Origin of the sequence: Kribbella sp. NBC_00889, assembly GCF_045207705.1 — a bacterium.
Lineage (GTDB): Bacteria > Actinomycetota > Actinomycetes > Propionibacteriales > Kribbellaceae > Kribbella.
Genome location: NZ_CP108783.1, coordinates 9052938 through 9068344 on the forward strand (window position 1 = coordinate 9052938; position 15407 = coordinate 9068344).

Sequence of the window (15407 nt, forward strand, 5' to 3'; positions counted from 1 at the left end):
TGGGCAGCACGGCTCACCCGAGGGCCGGTACGGCGCCCGGGGAGCGGACGACTCAGCTAGCGGACAACCGCCGCATGTTTCGGCGAGGTCACCGCACCAGTCTAAGGAACTCCACGGTTCGGGCTTGTTCGGCCGGCGTACCGATCGGGGCGAGCATCAGATCGGTGATGCCGGTGTCGCGTAGTTGGTCGAGTTGCTTGGCAATCGCGTCCTCGTCTCCGGCGAGCAGTACGTCGGCCGGTCCGTTGACGCCCTCGCGGTCGAGCATGGCGCGGTACTCCGGGACCTGCCCGGCCAGCGCGTAGTCGGTTGCGAACCGGGCGCGTACGGCGTCCTCCGCCTCCGTCACGCAGATCGCGAGGCCCGCGACGATCCGGGGTGTACGCCCGTTCGCCGCCTTGGTGATCGAAGGGACGACATGGCCGGCGAGAGTGCGAGGGCCGGTCATCCAGGTGATCGTGCCGTCGGCCAGTTCGCCTGCGACCCTCAACATCGCCGGCCCGAGCGCCGCGACCAGGACAGGTGGTGCGTCGGCGCCGTCCACGCTGACCGCGCCGACGGCGGTGAGCGTCTCGCCGTGATGGTCGACAGGCTCGCCGCGGAGGAGTGGCCGCAGTACTTCGAGGTACTCGCGCAGCCGCCGAGCAGGCCGGTCGGTGGGCAGCCCGAACATCGAGTCGACCATCCGTGAGATGCCCGCGCCGATCCCGAGAATCAAACGATTGCCAGTCGCCGCCTGCACGGTGAGCGCCTGACTCGCCAGCACCAGCGGATGTCGCTGCGGAAACGGAACCACCGCGGTGCCGATCTCGGCGGGACCGTTGCCGGCGGCCGCGAGAGTGGTGAGGGCGTCGAGGTTCGGTCCTTGCGAGATCCAGGCCGTGCCGCTCGTCGCCCGGATCTGCCGGGTGATCTCGGGGAGATCGCGTTGTCCCCGGACGTCCCCGAATGCCAGTCCGATCCGCATCCAGTAGCTCCTCAAGTAAGTGGGGCGGTCCCCCGGTTAAGGTTTGCTACGATATGGGGGCCCACCCCAGTTGGCAAGGGAGATGAGATGCGAGCCGATGCGCGGCGGAACTACGACCGACTGGTCGCGGTCGCCGCCGAGGTGGTCGCCGAGCAGGGCGCCGACGCCTCGCTGGAAGAGATCTCGCGCCGGGCCGGCATCGGATCAGCCACTCTGCACCGGCACTTCCGCGGCCGGGGCGCTCTGCTGGAAGCGGTGTTCCAGAACAGCATCGACACAGTCTGCGCGCAGGGCGAGGAACTCCGCGATCACCCGGAATCCCTGCAGGCGTTGACGATCTGGCTGCACGGCATGGTCGGCCACATCACCGGAACCCGCGGCCTGGGGCCGGCGCTGGTGATGAGCGCGGAGCGAGGTTCCGAGTGCCACGCACGCATCCTCGACGCCGGCGGCAGTCTCCTCGTCCGGGCTCAGAAGGACGGCGCGGTGCCCGGCGATGTGGCGATCGAGGACCTGCTGAAACTGGTCAACGGCATCTGCCTGGCGAGCGACCCGGACACCGATCAGGCGGACCGTCTCCTCGACCTCGCAATCCGGGGTGTAGCACCAGATCAGGGCGAATAGACTTCGTCCCCTGACCCCCTCCGGACAATGGCTCGAGGTTTGCTGTGCTCACCATGCAGGACGCGCTGCTCGCGCTGACGAAGTACTGGACCGATCGGGGCTGCATGATCGTGCAGCCGTTCAACACCGAGGTCGGAGCCGGAACGCTGAACCCGGCCACCATCCTGCGGGTGCTCGGTCCCGAGCCGTGGCGGGTCGCGTACGTCGAGCCGAGTGTCCGGCCCGATGACAGCCGCTACGGCGAGAACCCGAACCGGCTGCAGACGCACACCCAGTTCCAGGTGGTCCTGAAGCCGGACCCGGGCAACCCGCAGGAGCTGTTCCTGGACAGCCTGACGGCGCTCGGCATCGACATCCACGCCCACGACATCCGGTTCGTCGAGGACAACTGGGCGAACCCGGCGACCGGCTCGTGGGGCCTCGGCTGGGAGGTCTGGCTGGACGGCCTGGAGATCACCCAGTTCACCTACTTCCAGCAGGCCGGCGGAATGACACTGGACCCGGTGTCGGTGGAGATCACCTACGGCATCGAGCGGATCATGATGGCGCTGCAGGGCGTCTCGCACTTCAAGGACATCGCCTACGCGCCGGGCATCTCCTACGGCGAGGCGTTCGGCCAGGCCGAGTACGAGATGAGCCGGTACTACCTCGACGACGCCGATGTCGACACCCAGAAGCGGCTGTTCGAGGAATACGCGAACGAGGCCCGCCGGATGCTCGACGCCCGGCTCCCGGTCCCAGCGCACATCTACGTACTGCGCTGCTCGCACACCTTCAACATCCTCGACTCCCGCGGCGCCGTGAGTACGACGGAACGCGCCAAGGCCTTCGGCCGGATGCGCACGCTGGCCCGCGAGGTGGCGCAGTTGTGGGCCGAACGCCGGACCGAGCTCGAGCACCCACTGGGCATTGCCGAGCTGCCCGCGCCGGCGCCCGAGCCGACCGAGTTCCCGACGGCCACTGGGACCCGGCAGCTGACGTTCGAGATCGGTACCGAGGAGATGCCGCCGTCGGAGGTCACCAAGACCGCCGAGGCTGTGAAGACGGCCCTCACCGAGAAGCTGGCCGCGACGCGCCTCGGGCACGGCGACATCACGACGTACGCGACGCCGCGCCGGGTGGTGGCGTTCGTCGCGAGCGTGCAGGCCGGTGAGCCGGACGCGGAGCGAGTGGTCCGCGGCCCGCGGAAGTCGGCCGCGTACGACGCCGACGGCAACGTGACCAAGGCCGCGGCCGGTTTCGCCCGCGGTCAGGGCGTCGACACCGATGAGCTGCACGATCTCGACGTGGACGGTGTCGAGTACGTCGCGGTGACCAAGCCGGACCCGGGTCGCGGCGCGGCCGAGGTGCTGAGCGGCGTACTGGGCGAGATCGTCAGCGGTCTGCGCTCGGACAAGAACATGCGGTGGAACGACGCCAAGTTGTCGTTCACCCGGCCGGTGCGCTGGCTGGTCGCGCTGCTCGGCGACCAGGTGGTACCGGTGTCGGTATCGACGCTGGCCTCCGGCCGGACGACGCGGGTGCATCGGAACGCGGCTCCGCCGCAGGTCGAGATCGCCGCGGCCGAGGGGTACCTGGACCTGCTCCGGATCCACGGCATCGAGGCCGATCCCGCCAAGCGGCGTGAGCAGATCGTCGAGGCGGCGCAGAGGCTGGCCACCGAGGCCGGCGGCACGATCGACCTCGAGGGCGAGACCGCGCTGATCGACCAGATCGTCAACCTGGTCGAGGAACCGACCGCGATCCTCGGTGGCTTCTCGGCGGACTATCTGACTCTGCCCGGCGAGATCCTCACCACGGTGATGCGCAAGCACCAGCGGTACCTTCCGGTCCGGGACGGCGACGGCAAGCTGCTCCCGCATTTCGTTGCCGTAGCCAACGGTTCGGTCAAGGACGACGTCGTCCGCGAGGGCAACGAGGCCGTCCTGCGGGCGCGCTACGAGGACGCCGCGTTCTTCTGGCGGGCCGACCTGGACACCTCGCTGGAGTCGATGAAGAGCGAGCTGGAGAAGCTGGCCTTCGAGCAGCGGCTCGGCTCGATGGCCGACCGGGCCGCCCGGATCGGCCGGATCGCGCTCAGCCTCGGGTCGACGGTCGGGCTGGACGGCGACGACCTGACCACGCTGCGCCGTGCGGCGGAGCTGGCGAAGTTCGATCTCGGATCGCAGATGGTGGTCGAGCTGACCAGCCTGGCCGGGACGATGGCCCGCGAGTACGCGCGCCGGGCCGGCGAGACCGAGGCGCTCGCGCAGGCGCTGTACGACATGGAGTTGCCGCGGTCGGCCGGGGATCCGGTCCCGGCGACGACTCCGGGTGCACTGCTCGCACTGGCGGACCGCTTCGACCTCCTGGCCGGCCTGTTCGGCATCGGCGCGAAGCCGACGGGTAGCTCCGATCCCTTCGCGCTGCGGCGGGCGGCCGCCGGTGTGGTGGCGATCCTGCGCGAACACCCGTCGCTTCGCGACATCACGCTCCCCGTCGGCCTGCGCGCCGCCGCCGCGGAGATCGGTGCCCAGGGCATCGACGTACCGGCGGAATCGCTGGACGAGGTCGCCGAGTTCACCGTACGGCGGTACGAGCAGCAGCTGCTCGACCGCGGCGACGACCACCACCAGGTGGCCGCGGTGTTGCCGTTGGCAACTGCTCCGGCGGTGGCCGACGAGACGCTGGCGAGCCTGCAGCAGCTGGTCGGCAGCGGCGACTTCGCCGACCTGGTCGCCGTCCTGCAGCGGGTACGGCGGATCGTCCCGGAGGGCACCGAGGCGTCGTACGACCCGGCCAAGTTGACCGAGCCGGCCGAGGTCGTCCTGCACGAGGCGATCCAGAAGGTGGGCCAGGCGCCGACCGGCCTGGCCGACTTCGCCACCGCGGCCTCGGTCCTGGTCGAGCCCGTCACCACGTTCTTCGACGAGATCCTGGTGATGGCCGAAGACCCGGAGATCCGGGCCGCCCGCCTCGGCCTCCTCGCCACCATCAGCCAGCTAGCGGCCCCGGTCCTCGACTGGCAAGCCCTGGGCACAAGCCTCACCCCCACCGACTAACCCCACCAGCACCCGAGGGCACCCCCCTCGGGTGCTGCCATCCCCCCACATCCACAACCAGAACCCCCAACCGCGAGTCCCACCACCGGCGACCCGCTGGCCGACGCACGCCCATGCCCCGATTCGTGGATCTTGGTCCCTGAGGTCGCCGATTCGCCACCAAAATCCACGACTCGACCCCTGCCGGCGACCGCATGCGCATCTGCGGACACCCCTCACGATTCCCCAGCCAGCACTTGTTCGCCGTACGGCGCTGCTGCCGGGGGCATGAACACCATCTGGCGGCGTAGGCCACATCACCAGCTGTCCGAGGTCCCCGCGTCCTGTCCCAGGGGCCGCTTCCTGTCCCAGGTCCCCGCTTCCTGTCCCAGGGGCCGCCTCCTGTCCCAGGTCCCCGCTTCCTGTCCCAGGGGCCGCCTCCTGTCCCAGGTCCCCGCTTCCTGTCCCAGGGGCCGCCTCCTGTCCCAGGTCCCGTTCCGCGCGCAGCCCGCCCCGCGACCGCCGCCGCTCGCGACCGCAGGGCGGGAGGTCGCGGTGTCGGTTCGTGGATCTTGGCGCCGAACGTCGCCGATTCGCCACCGAAATCCACGATTCGACGCCTGTCGGCGGCACTTGTTCGCCGTACGGCGCTGCCGCCGGGGGCATGAACACCATCTGGCGGCGCAGGCCATATCACCAGCTGTCCTTGGTCCCCGCTTCCTGTCCGAGGTCCCCGCTTCCTGTCCCTGGTCCCCGCTTCCTGTCCGAGGTCCCCGCTTCCTGTCCCTGGTCCCCGCTTCCTGTCCGAGGTCCCCGCTTCCTGTCCCTGGTCCCCGCTTCCTGTCCGAGGTTCCCGCTTCCTGTCCCAGGGGCCGCTTCCTATGCCAGGTCGCGGTCCGCGCGCAGCCACCCGGCGGCCGCCGCCGCTCGCGACCGCAGGGCGGGAGGTCGCGGCGTCGATTCGTGGATCTTGGTCCCGGACATCGCCGATTCGCCGGCGGAATCCACGATTCGACGCGTCGGGCGGGTGGAGTGGGGCGTTAGGTGAGGGGGTGGGAGAGGAACGGGGATAGGCGGTCGGCGATGAGGTGGTAGCCGTGGGGGCCGGGGTGGAGGTCGTCGGCGTACAGGGCGAGGGCCTCGGTGGTGGTGAGGATGTCGCGGCCGTCGATGAGGCGTACGGCGGGATCGACGCGGGCGCCGAGCTCGACGCAGTCGCGGATGTCGTCCAGGGTGAGGCCGACCGCGTTGGGTTTGCCCTCGAGGTTGGGGGCGAGCAGGGGAGTGATGACGATGATCGGCGTCGTGGGGTGACCTGCGCGGACGGTCGAGACGAACGACTCGACCTGGCCGGGCAGGGTCCGGCCGCTGAAGGTCCCGCCGCCGTAGATGTTGATGCCGAGGCACATCGAGATGAGTCGCGCCGGAGTATCCCGGATCGTGCGGGCCGCGATCGGATCGAGATGGCACTCGCCGGCGAAGCCGAGGGCCACCAGATCCCAGCCGTGCCGACGGGCGACCAAGGCCGGCCAAGTCTCCGACGGGCCGTACGCGCCGCTGCACTGGGTGATCGAGCTGCCGTAGGTGATCCAGCGCGGACCGCCGGGTGCCACCGGCTCGGCGTCGCCGTCGAACGTGAGCCCGCGGAAGCCGATCATCCCGGCCTGCGGCAGCCAGATCTCCACCTCGGCGGGCCGGCCCGGCAGGTCGGCAGTCAGAGTCTGCTCACCCTCCCGCACCTCGCAGCGCCGATGCAGCTCGCCATCGACCAGGACGTCCAGCGGTGCCAGCTTCGCGTAGATGCCGAGCGCCGCCCGGATCTCCAGTCGCACCGAGGAGGCCGTCGTACTCCATGCGGCCCGGACGCCGGCGGGCGTCGCGGCGCGGTCCCAGAGGCGGTGGCCCTCGCGGTCCGGATACCCGGTCCAGTCGGTGAGGTGGAAGTCGTGGCCGCGCGGGTCGAGGCGCCAGAACGTCGTCCAGCCGTCGGAGTCGACCTCACGGTGCTGGTAACCGGTCCAGAGGGCCTCGGTCATGTGCGCGCTCCTCGGATGCCCCGGAGTGACCGGGCGACAGGCTGTGCGGCGGCGGACGTGAGGCGGGCGACCGCGCGCGCACCGAGGCTGGCGTCGACGTGGGCGAGCATGACCGCGGCGGCCGTGGTGGAGTCTCCGGCCGCGATCGCGTCGACCATCGCGAGATGCTCGGCGTGGGTGCGGTCGAGGTCCTCCTCGGTCCGGCCGTCCTCGAGGGCAAGCCTGCGGTACCGGTCCGCTTTGTCCCACAGGCCGTCCAGGGTCTGGACCAGCAACTGGTTGTGCGAGGCCGAGTAGATCGCGACGTGGAACTGCCGGTGGGTCGCCAGCTCGGCCGACGCCGGGTCGGCCCGCAGCGGCAACAGCTTGTCGGCCGTCTCCCGGATCCGGTCCAGATCTTGCCGGGTACGACGCTCGGCCGCGAGGCCGGCCGCCAACGGGTCCAGCGACCTCCGGATCTCGACCAGGTCGCGCGCCTCCTCGGCGGTCAGCCGGGTGACCCGGGCGTCGCGGTGCGCGTCCAGCTCGACCAGGCCCTCGGTCATCAACCGCCGCAGTGCCTCGCGCAGCGGTGTCGTACTGATACCGAGGTCGCGGGCCAGGGCGGCCTGCTGGATGACCGATCCCGGGACCAGATCGCCGCGCAGGAGCTGGTCGCGGACGAGCTCGTAGGCGAGCTCGGCCTTGGTGGCCGTCTTGACCTCGGACACAGGCGAACCTCCGTGGTTATAACAAGGCTGAGGCAGAGAATACCTTGAGATCAAGCCTTGAGACGATCCCTGGGGAGATCTTGACGTAGAAGGTTATAACGACTCACACTCCTTCCCATGGCTGATCACTACCGGCTGGGCGTGCTCCCCGGCGACGGCATCGGACCCGAGATCGTTCCCGCCGCCGTCCAGGTGCTCGACGCGGCGCTGGCCGCCACCGGTGCCGAACCCGTCGAATGGGTTCCGCTCCCGGTCGGTGCCGCGGCGATCGAGACGCACGGCAGCGCGCTGCCCGACGTCACGGTCGAGACGCTCGACAAGCTCGACGGCTGGCTGCTCGGCCCGCACGACAGCGCGGCGTACCCCGCCGAGCACCGGGCCAAGCTGAACCCGAGCGGGTTCCTGCGCAAGCACTTCGACCTGTTCGCGAACATCCGCCCGGCCAAGGCCTTCGAGGGGACGCCCGCGCTGGTGCCTGGCCTCGACCTGGTCGTGGTCCGGGAGAACACCGAGGGCTTCTACGCGGACCGCAGTACCTATCGCGGCACGGGCGAGTTCATGCCGACCGCGGATGTGGCGATCGCGATGGGCATCTTCACCCGGCCGGCGATCGAGCGGATCGCACGGCAGGCCCTCGAGTTGGCGAGCCGTCGGCGCCGGCACCTGACGATCGTGCACAAGGCCAACGTGCTGCGCACCAGCACCGGCTTCTTCCTGGAGATCTGCCGCGAGCTCGCGGCCGGGTACCCCGAGGTCGAGGTGGACGACTTCCACATCGACGCGATGACCGTGCACCTGGTCCGGCACGGCGCCGACTTCGACGTACTCGTGACCGAGAACATGTTCGGCGACATCCTGTCCGACCTGACCGGTGAACTGGCCGGCTCGCTCGGCATCGCGCCGTCGATCAACGCCTCGCACGACCGCGCGATGGCCCAGGCCGCGCACGGCTCGGCGCCCGACATCGCCGGCCGCGGCCTCGCCAACCCGACCGCCATGATCGCCTCCGGCGCGATGCTGCTGGACTGGCTCGGCAGCGAGCACGCCAAGCAGGCGGCGACGCTGGTCGATCGCGGGCTCCGGACGGCAGTCGCGCGTGGCGTCCGTACGGCGGATCTCGGCGGCACCGCCGGTACGATGCAGTTCACCGACGCTGTCGTTGCTGCGATCAACGAGTCGGCATGACCGCCCGGACCCAGTCCCTGCGGGGTGTCGCTCCGGATCATCTGCCGCGGACTCTGCGCATCCTGCTGGAGAACGCGCTGCGGCACGGCACCGCGAGCGACGTACTGCGGAACTGGGAGCCGGGTGCGGCCGGTGAACTCGAGGTGTTCCCGTCCAGGGTGTTCCTGCACGACACGAACGGCGTACCCGTGCTGGCCGATCTGGCCGCGATGCGCGACGCGATGGTGGCCCGTGGCAACGATCCGGCGCTGGTCGATCCGTTGATCCCGGCCGAGTTGGTGGTAGACCACTCGGTGATCGCGGACGTGTTCGGACGGCCGGACGCACTACAGCTGAATGTCGAGCTGGAGTACGAGCGCAACGCGGAGCGGTATCGCTTCCTGCGCTGGGGTCAGCGCACGTTTCAGCAGCTGAAGGTGGTTCCGCCGGGTGCCGGGATCATGCACCAGATCAACCTCGAGCACCTGGCCCGGGTAGTCGAGGAGCGCGATGGCTGGGTGTTCCCGGATCTCTGCCTGGGCACGGATTCGCACACCACGATGATCAACGGGCTCGGCGTCCTCGGCTGGGGGATCGGTGGCATCGAGGCCGAGGCCGCGATGCTCGGACAGTCGGTGTCGATGGTGCTGCCGCCGGTCGTCGGCGTGCGGCTGTCCGGTGCACTGCCGGTCGGGACGACCACGACCGACCTGGTGCTGACGATCACCGAGGCGCTGCGCGCGCACGGCGTGGTCGGCAAGCTGGTCGAGTTCGGCGGTCCCGCGCTGGTCGGCTTGCCGGTGCCGGACCGGGCGACGATCGCGAACATGAGCCCGGAGTTCGGCTCGACCGCGGCGTATTTCCCGATCGACGACCGCACACTGGAGTACCTGCGCTTCACCGGCCGCTCGCCGGAGAAGGTCGCGCTGGTCGAGTCCTACGCGAAGGAACAGGGCCTCTGGCACGACCCATCGGCGGAGCTTCGGTACGACGAGTACGTCGACATCGACCTCGGCTCCGTGGTGCCGTCGATCGCCGGTCCGCGCCGTCCGCAGCAGCGCGTCGCCCTGGCCGACGCCAAGCAGGCGGCGGCTCTGGAACTCCCCGCCGGTCCACGTACGACGGACGTCCCGGGGCACGGCGCGGTCGTCGTCGCAGCGATCACCTCCTGCACGAACACCTCCAACCCCTCGGTGATGGTCGCCGCCGGGTTGCTGGCCAGGAACGCGGTGGAGCGCGGTCTCACCAGCAAGCCCTGGGTGAAGACGACCCTGTCGCCTGGTTCGCGGGTCGTGATGGACTACCTCGGCGCCGCCGGACTCACGCCGTACCTGGAGAAGCTGGGGTTCCACCTGGCCGGGTTCGGCTGCATGACCTGCATCGGGGCCTCGGGTGCGCTGATCGACGAGGTCGGCGAGGCGGTTCGCGGGCAGGATCTCACCGTCGCCGCCGTGCTGTCCGGGAACCGCAACTTCGAGGGCCGGATCCAGTCCGACGTCCGGTTGAACTACCTCGCCTCGCCGCCGCTCGTGATCGCCTACGCCCTCGCCGGCCGGATGGACATCGACCTGCTCACCGAACCACTCGGCACCGACCCGTCCGGACAGCCCGTCTTCCTGAAGGACATCTGGCCGACCGGCATCGACGAGGTGATCGGCGCGACCGTGACTCCCGACCTCTTCGACCACGCGTACGACGAACTGTTCGCGGGCGACGAGCGGTGGCAAGGACTGGACGCACCGGCTGGGGAAACCTTCGCGTGGGGCGATTCGACGTACCTGCAGCAGCCGCCGTACTTCGGTAGGGAGGCGAGCCCTGGTGACCTGATCGGTGCCCGTGCACTCGTGCGGTTGGGTGATTCGGTCACCACGGACCACATCTCACCCGCCGGGGCGATCCCTCCGGACAGCGTCGCGGGTCGATATCTGATCAACGCGGGTGTGCCGCGCCATCAGCTGAACACGTTTGCCTCGCGGCGCGGCAACCACCTGGTGATGATGCGTGGTGCCTTCGGCAACGTTCGGCTGCGCAACCAGCTTGCCCAGGGCGCCGAAGGTCCGGTCACTCGTGGACCGGACGGCGAGCTGACCTCGATCTACGATGCGGCCGAGGCCTACCGTGCAGCCGGCGTACCGGTCGTCGTTCTCGCCGGCAAGGAGTACGGCACCGGATCGTCTCGGGACTGGGCGGCGAAGGGCCCGGCTCTGCTAGGGGTGCGGGCGGTGCTGGCGCAGTCGTTCGAACGCATCCATCGGTCGAACCTGGTCGGCCTCGGCATCCTGCCGCTGGAGTTCCTGCCGGGCGAAGGCGACGACCTGACCGGCGAAGACCCGATCGACATCCGCCTCGGCGAGGACGGCTTCGCCACCGCGTCCTGCGCGGGCAGGAGCTACCGGCTGCGGATCCGTCTCGACACGCCTCGTGAACACGACTACTACCTCCACGGCGGTGTGCTGCCGTACGTACTGCACCGCCTGAGCGAAGGACAAGCCCAGTGATCGTCTCGATCAACCCTGCCAGCGGCGAGCAACTCGCCACCTTCGATCCGTACGACGCGGACCGTGTCGACCGCCTGCTCACCGCCGCGGTGGTTGCTCAGAGCAACTGGCGGCGGTCCGAGGTGCAGCGGCGTACCGAACTGCTGGAGTCCTTGGCCGGCACACTCCGCGACCGCAAGGCCGAGATGGCCGCGCTGATCACCAGCGAGATGGGCAAGCCGTTGGCCGAGGCGGCCGCCGAGATCGAGAAGTGTGCGATCAACTGCGAGTATTACGCCACGAACGCCCCCGGGTTCCTGGCCGCGGAGACGATCACCGCGGAAGGCCGGGTCGAGGTCGATCCACTGGGCGTCGTACTCGCGGTGATGCCGTGGAACTACCCGTTCTGGCAGTTCTTCCGGTTCATCGCGCCGGCGCTGGCCGCGGGCAACGGCGCGATCCTCAAGCACGCCAACTCGGTCCCGCGCTGCGCGCTGGCGATCGAGTCGGTACTGCGGGACGCCGGAGTGCCTGATGGTCTGGTCGGAGTGCTCTTGGTCGAGACCGACCAGGTGGCCGGCCTGATCGCGGACGATCGGGTCGCGGCGGTGACGTTCACCGGTTCGACCGAGGTCGGCAGCATCATCGCCGAGCGGGCGGGCCGGGCGCTGAAGAAGCAGGTGCTCGAACTCGGCGGCTCGGACCCGTTCATCGTCCTGGCCGACGCCGATCTGGAGATTGCCGCGACCACGGCGGTCACCGCACGCTTCCTCAACGCCGGGCAGAGCTGCGTCAACGCCAAGCGGTTCATCGTCGAGGAGTCCGTCGCCGACGAGTTCGTCGCCCGCTTCTCCGCTGCCGTCGGCAGGTTGGTCGTCGGTGATCCGGTCGACGACGGCACCACGATCGGTCCGCTGGCCCGGGCTGGTTTGCGCGACACCTTGCACGATCAGGTACGCCGTACCGTCGAGGCCGGAGCGACGCTCGTGCGCGGTGGAGAGGTGGCCGACCGGGCTGGCTTCTACTACCAGCCGACCGTGCTCGACCACGTGCTGCCGGGGATGGCGGCGTTCGACGAGGAGACGTTCGGGCCGGTCGCGGCGATCACGCGGGTGCGCGACGCCGACGAAGCGATCCGGCTGGCCAACCAGACCGAGTTCGGGCTGGGCGCCTCGTTGTGGACCGCGCAGGAGCGAGCGTCCGAGCTGGTCCGTCGCCTGGACGCGGGCGCGGTGTTCGTGAACGCGATGGTCGCGTCGGATCCGCGGCTGCCGTTCGGCGGGATCAAACGGTCCGGCTACGGCCGCGAGCTCGGAGCGCACGGGATGCGCGAGTTCATGAACCTCAAGACCGTCTGGTCGGGCGATCCGGCGCCGCGGCTGGTGATCAAGCCGGACGACGTCGAGGTCTTCGACCGCGGCAGCGGCGTCCGGACCGTTCCGTACGTCGGCGCCTGGAACAGCGAGTCGAACAAGATCACCACCGGGACGACGGTTTTCGCGGTCGGCACCCGGATCCCGCTGCACTCGCACAACGTCGAGGAGTCGGTGCTCGTGTTCGCGGGGCAGGCGACCGCGGTGATCGGCGACGAGCGGATCGACCTGGAGGCCGGCGACGCGACCTGGGTGCCGGCCGGCGTACCGCACCAGTTCATCAACCGCGGCGACGGCGAACTGACCATCTACTGGGTGTACGGCGGCCGCGCGGTGACCCGGACGATGACCGCGACCGGCGTGACGGTGGCGCATCTCTCAGCGGCCGACCGTGGAGCCGTTGCCGCTTCAGGAAAGTAACGAATAGACTTATGTAACAGGTGATGCAGATTAACTAAGGTTGCGCTCACCTCACTCGGAAGGACGTATGGAGATGACCGCGGAAGTTGCGGAGACACAGTCGGAGATCCACCACTCGCATCGTGACGTGACCGGTGGCTGGCTGCGGCCGGCGACGTTCGGCGTGATGGACGGCCTGGTGTCGAACTTCGCCCTGGTCGCCGGTGTGGTCGGCGGCGGGGCGACCGGCAAGGTCGTGATCATGACCGGACTGGCCGGCCTGGTCGCCGGGGCCTGTTCGATGGCCTCCGGCGAGTTCACCTCGGTCTCGTCGCAGACCGAGCTGATGAAGGCCGAGATCGAGGTGGAGCGGCGCGAGCTGCAGATCCACCCGGAGGAAGAAGAGCGCGAGCTCGCGATGATGTACGAGGCGAAGGGCCTGCGCCCGGAGCTCGCCGCCCAGGTGGCGCGCGAGCTGACCGTCAACGCCGACGTGGCGCTGGACGTCCACGTGCGCGAAGAGCTCGGCGTCGACCCCAACGACCTGCCGTCGCCGTGGCTGGCGGCCGGGTCCTCGTTCGCCGCCTTCGCCCTTGGCGCGCTGGTTCCGCTGATCCCGTTCATCTTCGGGGCCGGGTCGGTGCTGCCTGCGCTGCTGCTGAGCGCGCTCGGTCTGGTCGTCACCGGCGGGATCGTCGGCAAGATCACCGCGCGGCCGTTCTGGTACGGCGGTGGGCGGCAACTGCTCCTGGGTGGTGTGTCGGCCGCGGTGACCTTCGCGATCGGGATGGCAGTCGGGACCGGGTTATCATGAACCTGCTCGTCACGGCCCTGGTGAAGCAGGTGCCGAAGGGTGATCACAGTGGGCGCCTCGACGCCGACGGCCGGCTCGAACGGGCCGGCGCGATCACCGAGATGAACCCGTGGTGCCGCCGGGCCGTCGCTCAGGCGGTCCGGCTGGCCCGGGAGTCCGGCGGCCGCAGTACGGCTGTCACCATGGGTCCGCCTGTGGCGGCCGACGTACTGCGTGAGGCGCTGGCGTGGGGAATTGACGATGCACTGCACCTGACGGATCCGGCGTTGGCCGGATCGGACTGTCTTGTCACGGCTCGCGCTTTGGCGTCGACTGTTGCGCTGCTCGATGAACCGCCGGACCTGATCCTGGTCGGCGCCAGCTCGGTCGACGGCAGCACCGGCGCGGTGGGTGCGATGCTCGCCGAAATCCTGGGTCTGCCGTTCACTGGTCCGGTCCTGACTCTAGAGCCGGACTCCAGCGGAAGGCAGCTTCGGACCACGGTCCAGTACGACACAGGCACCGAATCAGTTGTCGTCGACCTCCCCGCCGTCGTGGCAGTAGCCGAACGCTCCTGCGACCCCTGCAAGGCGCCGCCCGAGACCTGGCCGCCGACGGACACGATCCGCCAAGTCACCACCGCCGACCTCGCCCCGGCCGACTGGGGTCTCCCCGGCAGCCCCACCAAGGTCGCCCAGGTCCACCCCGCCCCTCTTACCCGCGACCCCGTCATCTTCCGCGGCAACCCCCGAACCCAAGCCACCCGAGCCATCACCGAACTCCTCTCCCGAGGCTCCTTCACCCCCAAAGCCCCAGCCGCATCCGACCCCGTCCCGGACGCACCCCACCCGGCGACGTCTCCTTCTTCTTCTCCCGGCGACCGGCCCGGAGGGCCGGGAGCTGAGGTGATGGTGTTGGTCGGGCCGGGACCAGAAGCAGGCACTCGCGCCCTGCTGGGTGCGGCGGCGACGCTTGCAGCCGAGGTCGGCGGATCCGTGACCGCAGTAAGAACAGCCGACGGCACCGACGATCTCGCACGGTGGGGAGCTGACTCGGTGGTCATGCTCACCGATGACGAGCCCCGGCCGGTCGCCGCAGCAGTCGCGAACTGGATCGCGGACCGGCAGCCGTGGGCCGTGCTCGGCGCCGCGCTGCCGTGGGATCGCGAAGTGCTCGCGCGGCTCGCGGTCGCCTCCGGGGCAGGGCTGATGTCGGACCTCGTCAGCCTGAACGTCACCGGCGGTACGACGCCCCGCCTCGCCGGACTGAAGCCGTCGGGCGGCGGCACCCTCGCCGAGATCATCAGCCACGGCTCACCACAGATCGCCACCCTCCGGACCGGTCTGCTGCCACTGCGCACGCCAAGAGCCGACCGCACACTCAAGGAACACACGCTGCCGGTGGCCGCGGACCCAGCACTGCGCCGAGCAGAACGCCGTACCGGCAACGAAGGTGACGCACTGGATCGGGCCGAGGTCGTCATCAGCGTCGGCCGAGGCGTCTCACCCGACACGTACGCCGAACTGGAGCCCATGCGCGTCCTCCTGGGCGCCGAGCTCGCCGCCACCCGGAAGGTCACCGACCAAGGCTGGATGGCGCACGGCCGGCAGATCGGCATCACCGGACGCAGCGTCGCACCGCGGATGTACGTCGCGGTCGGGCTGTCCGGGAACCTGAACCACCTGGCCGGCGCGAGCCGAGCCGGGACCGTCGTGGCCATCAACACCGATCCGGCGGCGGAGGTCTTCGCGCACTGCGACGTCGGTCTGGTCGCGGACTGGCGGGAGGTGATGCCGTTTCTCGTCGGGGGGATCCGGAGTCGTGTCAGCGGATAACCTGTCCGG

At 69.8% G+C, this 15407-nt stretch carries 10 protein-coding genes; 7 read left to right on the forward strand and 3 right to left on the reverse strand.

Annotated features, from left to right (window positions below):
- Nucleotides 1-88: 88 nt before the first annotated feature.
- Nucleotides 89-967: a TIGR03564 family F420-dependent LLM class oxidoreductase gene (locus OG817_RS44640; protein WP_406051210.1), complete on the reverse strand. Its 879-nt coding sequence runs from the start codon at nucleotides 965-967 to the stop codon at nucleotides 89-91.
- Between the two features lie 87 nt (nucleotides 968-1054).
- Between OG817_RS44640 and OG817_RS44645 the strand changes: the two genes are divergently transcribed.
- Together OG817_RS44645 and OG817_RS44650 are read left to right on the forward strand one after the other, a co-directional pair.
- The gene (locus OG817_RS44645) at nucleotides 1055-1591 is read left to right on the forward strand and encodes a TetR/AcrR family transcriptional regulator (RefSeq protein ID WP_396392058.1); all 537 of its coding nucleotides are present in this window, start codon (nucleotides 1055-1057) and stop codon (nucleotides 1589-1591) included.
- 53 nt (nucleotides 1592-1644) lie between these two features.
- Complete coding sequence (locus tag OG817_RS44650; protein WP_406057636.1) at nucleotides 1645-4632, forward strand: glycine--tRNA ligase; 2988 nt, start codon at nucleotides 1645-1647, stop codon at nucleotides 4630-4632.
- Between the two features lie 1019 nt (nucleotides 4633-5651).
- On the opposite strand, the gene OG817_RS44655 is transcribed toward OG817_RS44650, so the two are convergent.
- Together OG817_RS44655 and OG817_RS44660 are read right to left on the reverse strand one after the other, a co-directional pair.
- Nucleotides 5652-6647 (reverse strand): GDSL-type esterase/lipase family protein, encoded by a 996-nt coding sequence (locus OG817_RS44655; protein WP_406051211.1) that lies wholly within the window; start codon nucleotides 6645-6647, stop codon nucleotides 5652-5654.
- Nucleotides 6644-7357 carry a GntR family transcriptional regulator gene (locus OG817_RS44660; RefSeq protein ID WP_406051212.1) on the reverse strand — a complete coding sequence of 238 codons (714 nt, stop codon included), beginning with the start codon at nucleotides 7355-7357 and terminating at the stop codon, nucleotides 6644-6646. Before OG817_RS44660 ends, OG817_RS44655 begins: the two co-directional genes overlap by 4 nt.
- A 117-nt stretch (nucleotides 7358-7474) precedes the next feature.
- On the opposite strand from OG817_RS44660, the gene OG817_RS44665 reads away from it, so the two are divergent.
- From OG817_RS44665 to OG817_RS44685, 5 genes are all read left to right on the forward strand, one after another.
- On the forward strand, nucleotides 7475-8542 hold the full coding sequence (locus tag OG817_RS44665; protein ID WP_406051213.1) for an isocitrate/isopropylmalate dehydrogenase family protein: 1068 nt from the start codon (nucleotides 7475-7477) through the stop codon (nucleotides 8540-8542).
- Entirely contained in the window at nucleotides 8539-11019 is a 2481-nt protein-coding gene (gene acnA, locus OG817_RS44670; protein ID WP_406051214.1) for an aconitate hydratase AcnA, read from the forward strand. The genes OG817_RS44665 and acnA overlap by 4 nt, the downstream gene beginning before the upstream one ends.
- A complete protein-coding gene (locus OG817_RS44675; RefSeq protein ID WP_406051216.1) occupies nucleotides 11016-12791 on the forward strand; it encodes an aldehyde dehydrogenase family protein in 1776 nt (591 codons plus the stop codon). Before acnA ends, OG817_RS44675 begins: the two co-directional genes overlap by 4 nt.
- 73 nt (nucleotides 12792-12864) lie before the next feature.
- Complete coding sequence (locus OG817_RS44680) at nucleotides 12865-13584, forward strand: VIT1/CCC1 transporter family protein (RefSeq protein ID WP_406051217.1); 720 nt, start codon at nucleotides 12865-12867, stop codon at nucleotides 13582-13584.
- Nucleotides 13581-15398 (forward strand): FAD-binding protein, encoded by a 1818-nt coding sequence (locus OG817_RS44685; RefSeq protein ID WP_406051219.1) that lies wholly within the window; start codon nucleotides 13581-13583, stop codon nucleotides 15396-15398. The genes OG817_RS44680 and OG817_RS44685 overlap by 4 nt, the downstream gene beginning before the upstream one ends.
- Nucleotides 15399-15407 lie beyond the last annotated feature (9 nt).

Excerpts from the sequence above, each read along its gene's own strand:
- OG817_RS44645 (WP_396392058.1), top strand. The coding sequence starts at position 1,055 with ATGCGAGCCGATGCGCGGCGGAACTACGACCGACTGGTCGCGGTCGCC.
- OG817_RS44680 (WP_406051217.1), top strand. The coding sequence starts at position 12,865 with ATGACCGCGGAAGTTGCGGAGACACAGTCGGAGATCCACCACTCGCAT.
- OG817_RS44640 (WP_406051210.1), bottom strand. The coding sequence starts at position 967 with ATGCGGATCGGACTGGCATTCGGGGACGTCCGGGGACAACGCGATCTC.
- OG817_RS44665 (WP_406051213.1), top strand. The coding sequence starts at position 7,475 with ATGGCTGATCACTACCGGCTGGGCGTGCTCCCCGGCGACGGCATCGGA.
- OG817_RS44650 (WP_406057636.1), top strand. The coding sequence starts at position 1,645 with ATGCAGGACGCGCTGCTCGCGCTGACGAAGTACTGGACCGATCGGGGC.
- acnA (WP_406051214.1), top strand. The coding sequence starts at position 8,539 with ATGACCGCCCGGACCCAGTCCCTGCGGGGTGTCGCTCCGGATCATCTG.
- OG817_RS44655 (WP_406051211.1), bottom strand. The coding sequence starts at position 6,647 with ATGACCGAGGCCCTCTGGACCGGTTACCAGCACCGTGAGGTCGACTCC.
- OG817_RS44685 (WP_406051219.1), top strand. The coding sequence starts at position 13,581 with ATGAACCTGCTCGTCACGGCCCTGGTGAAGCAGGTGCCGAAGGGTGAT.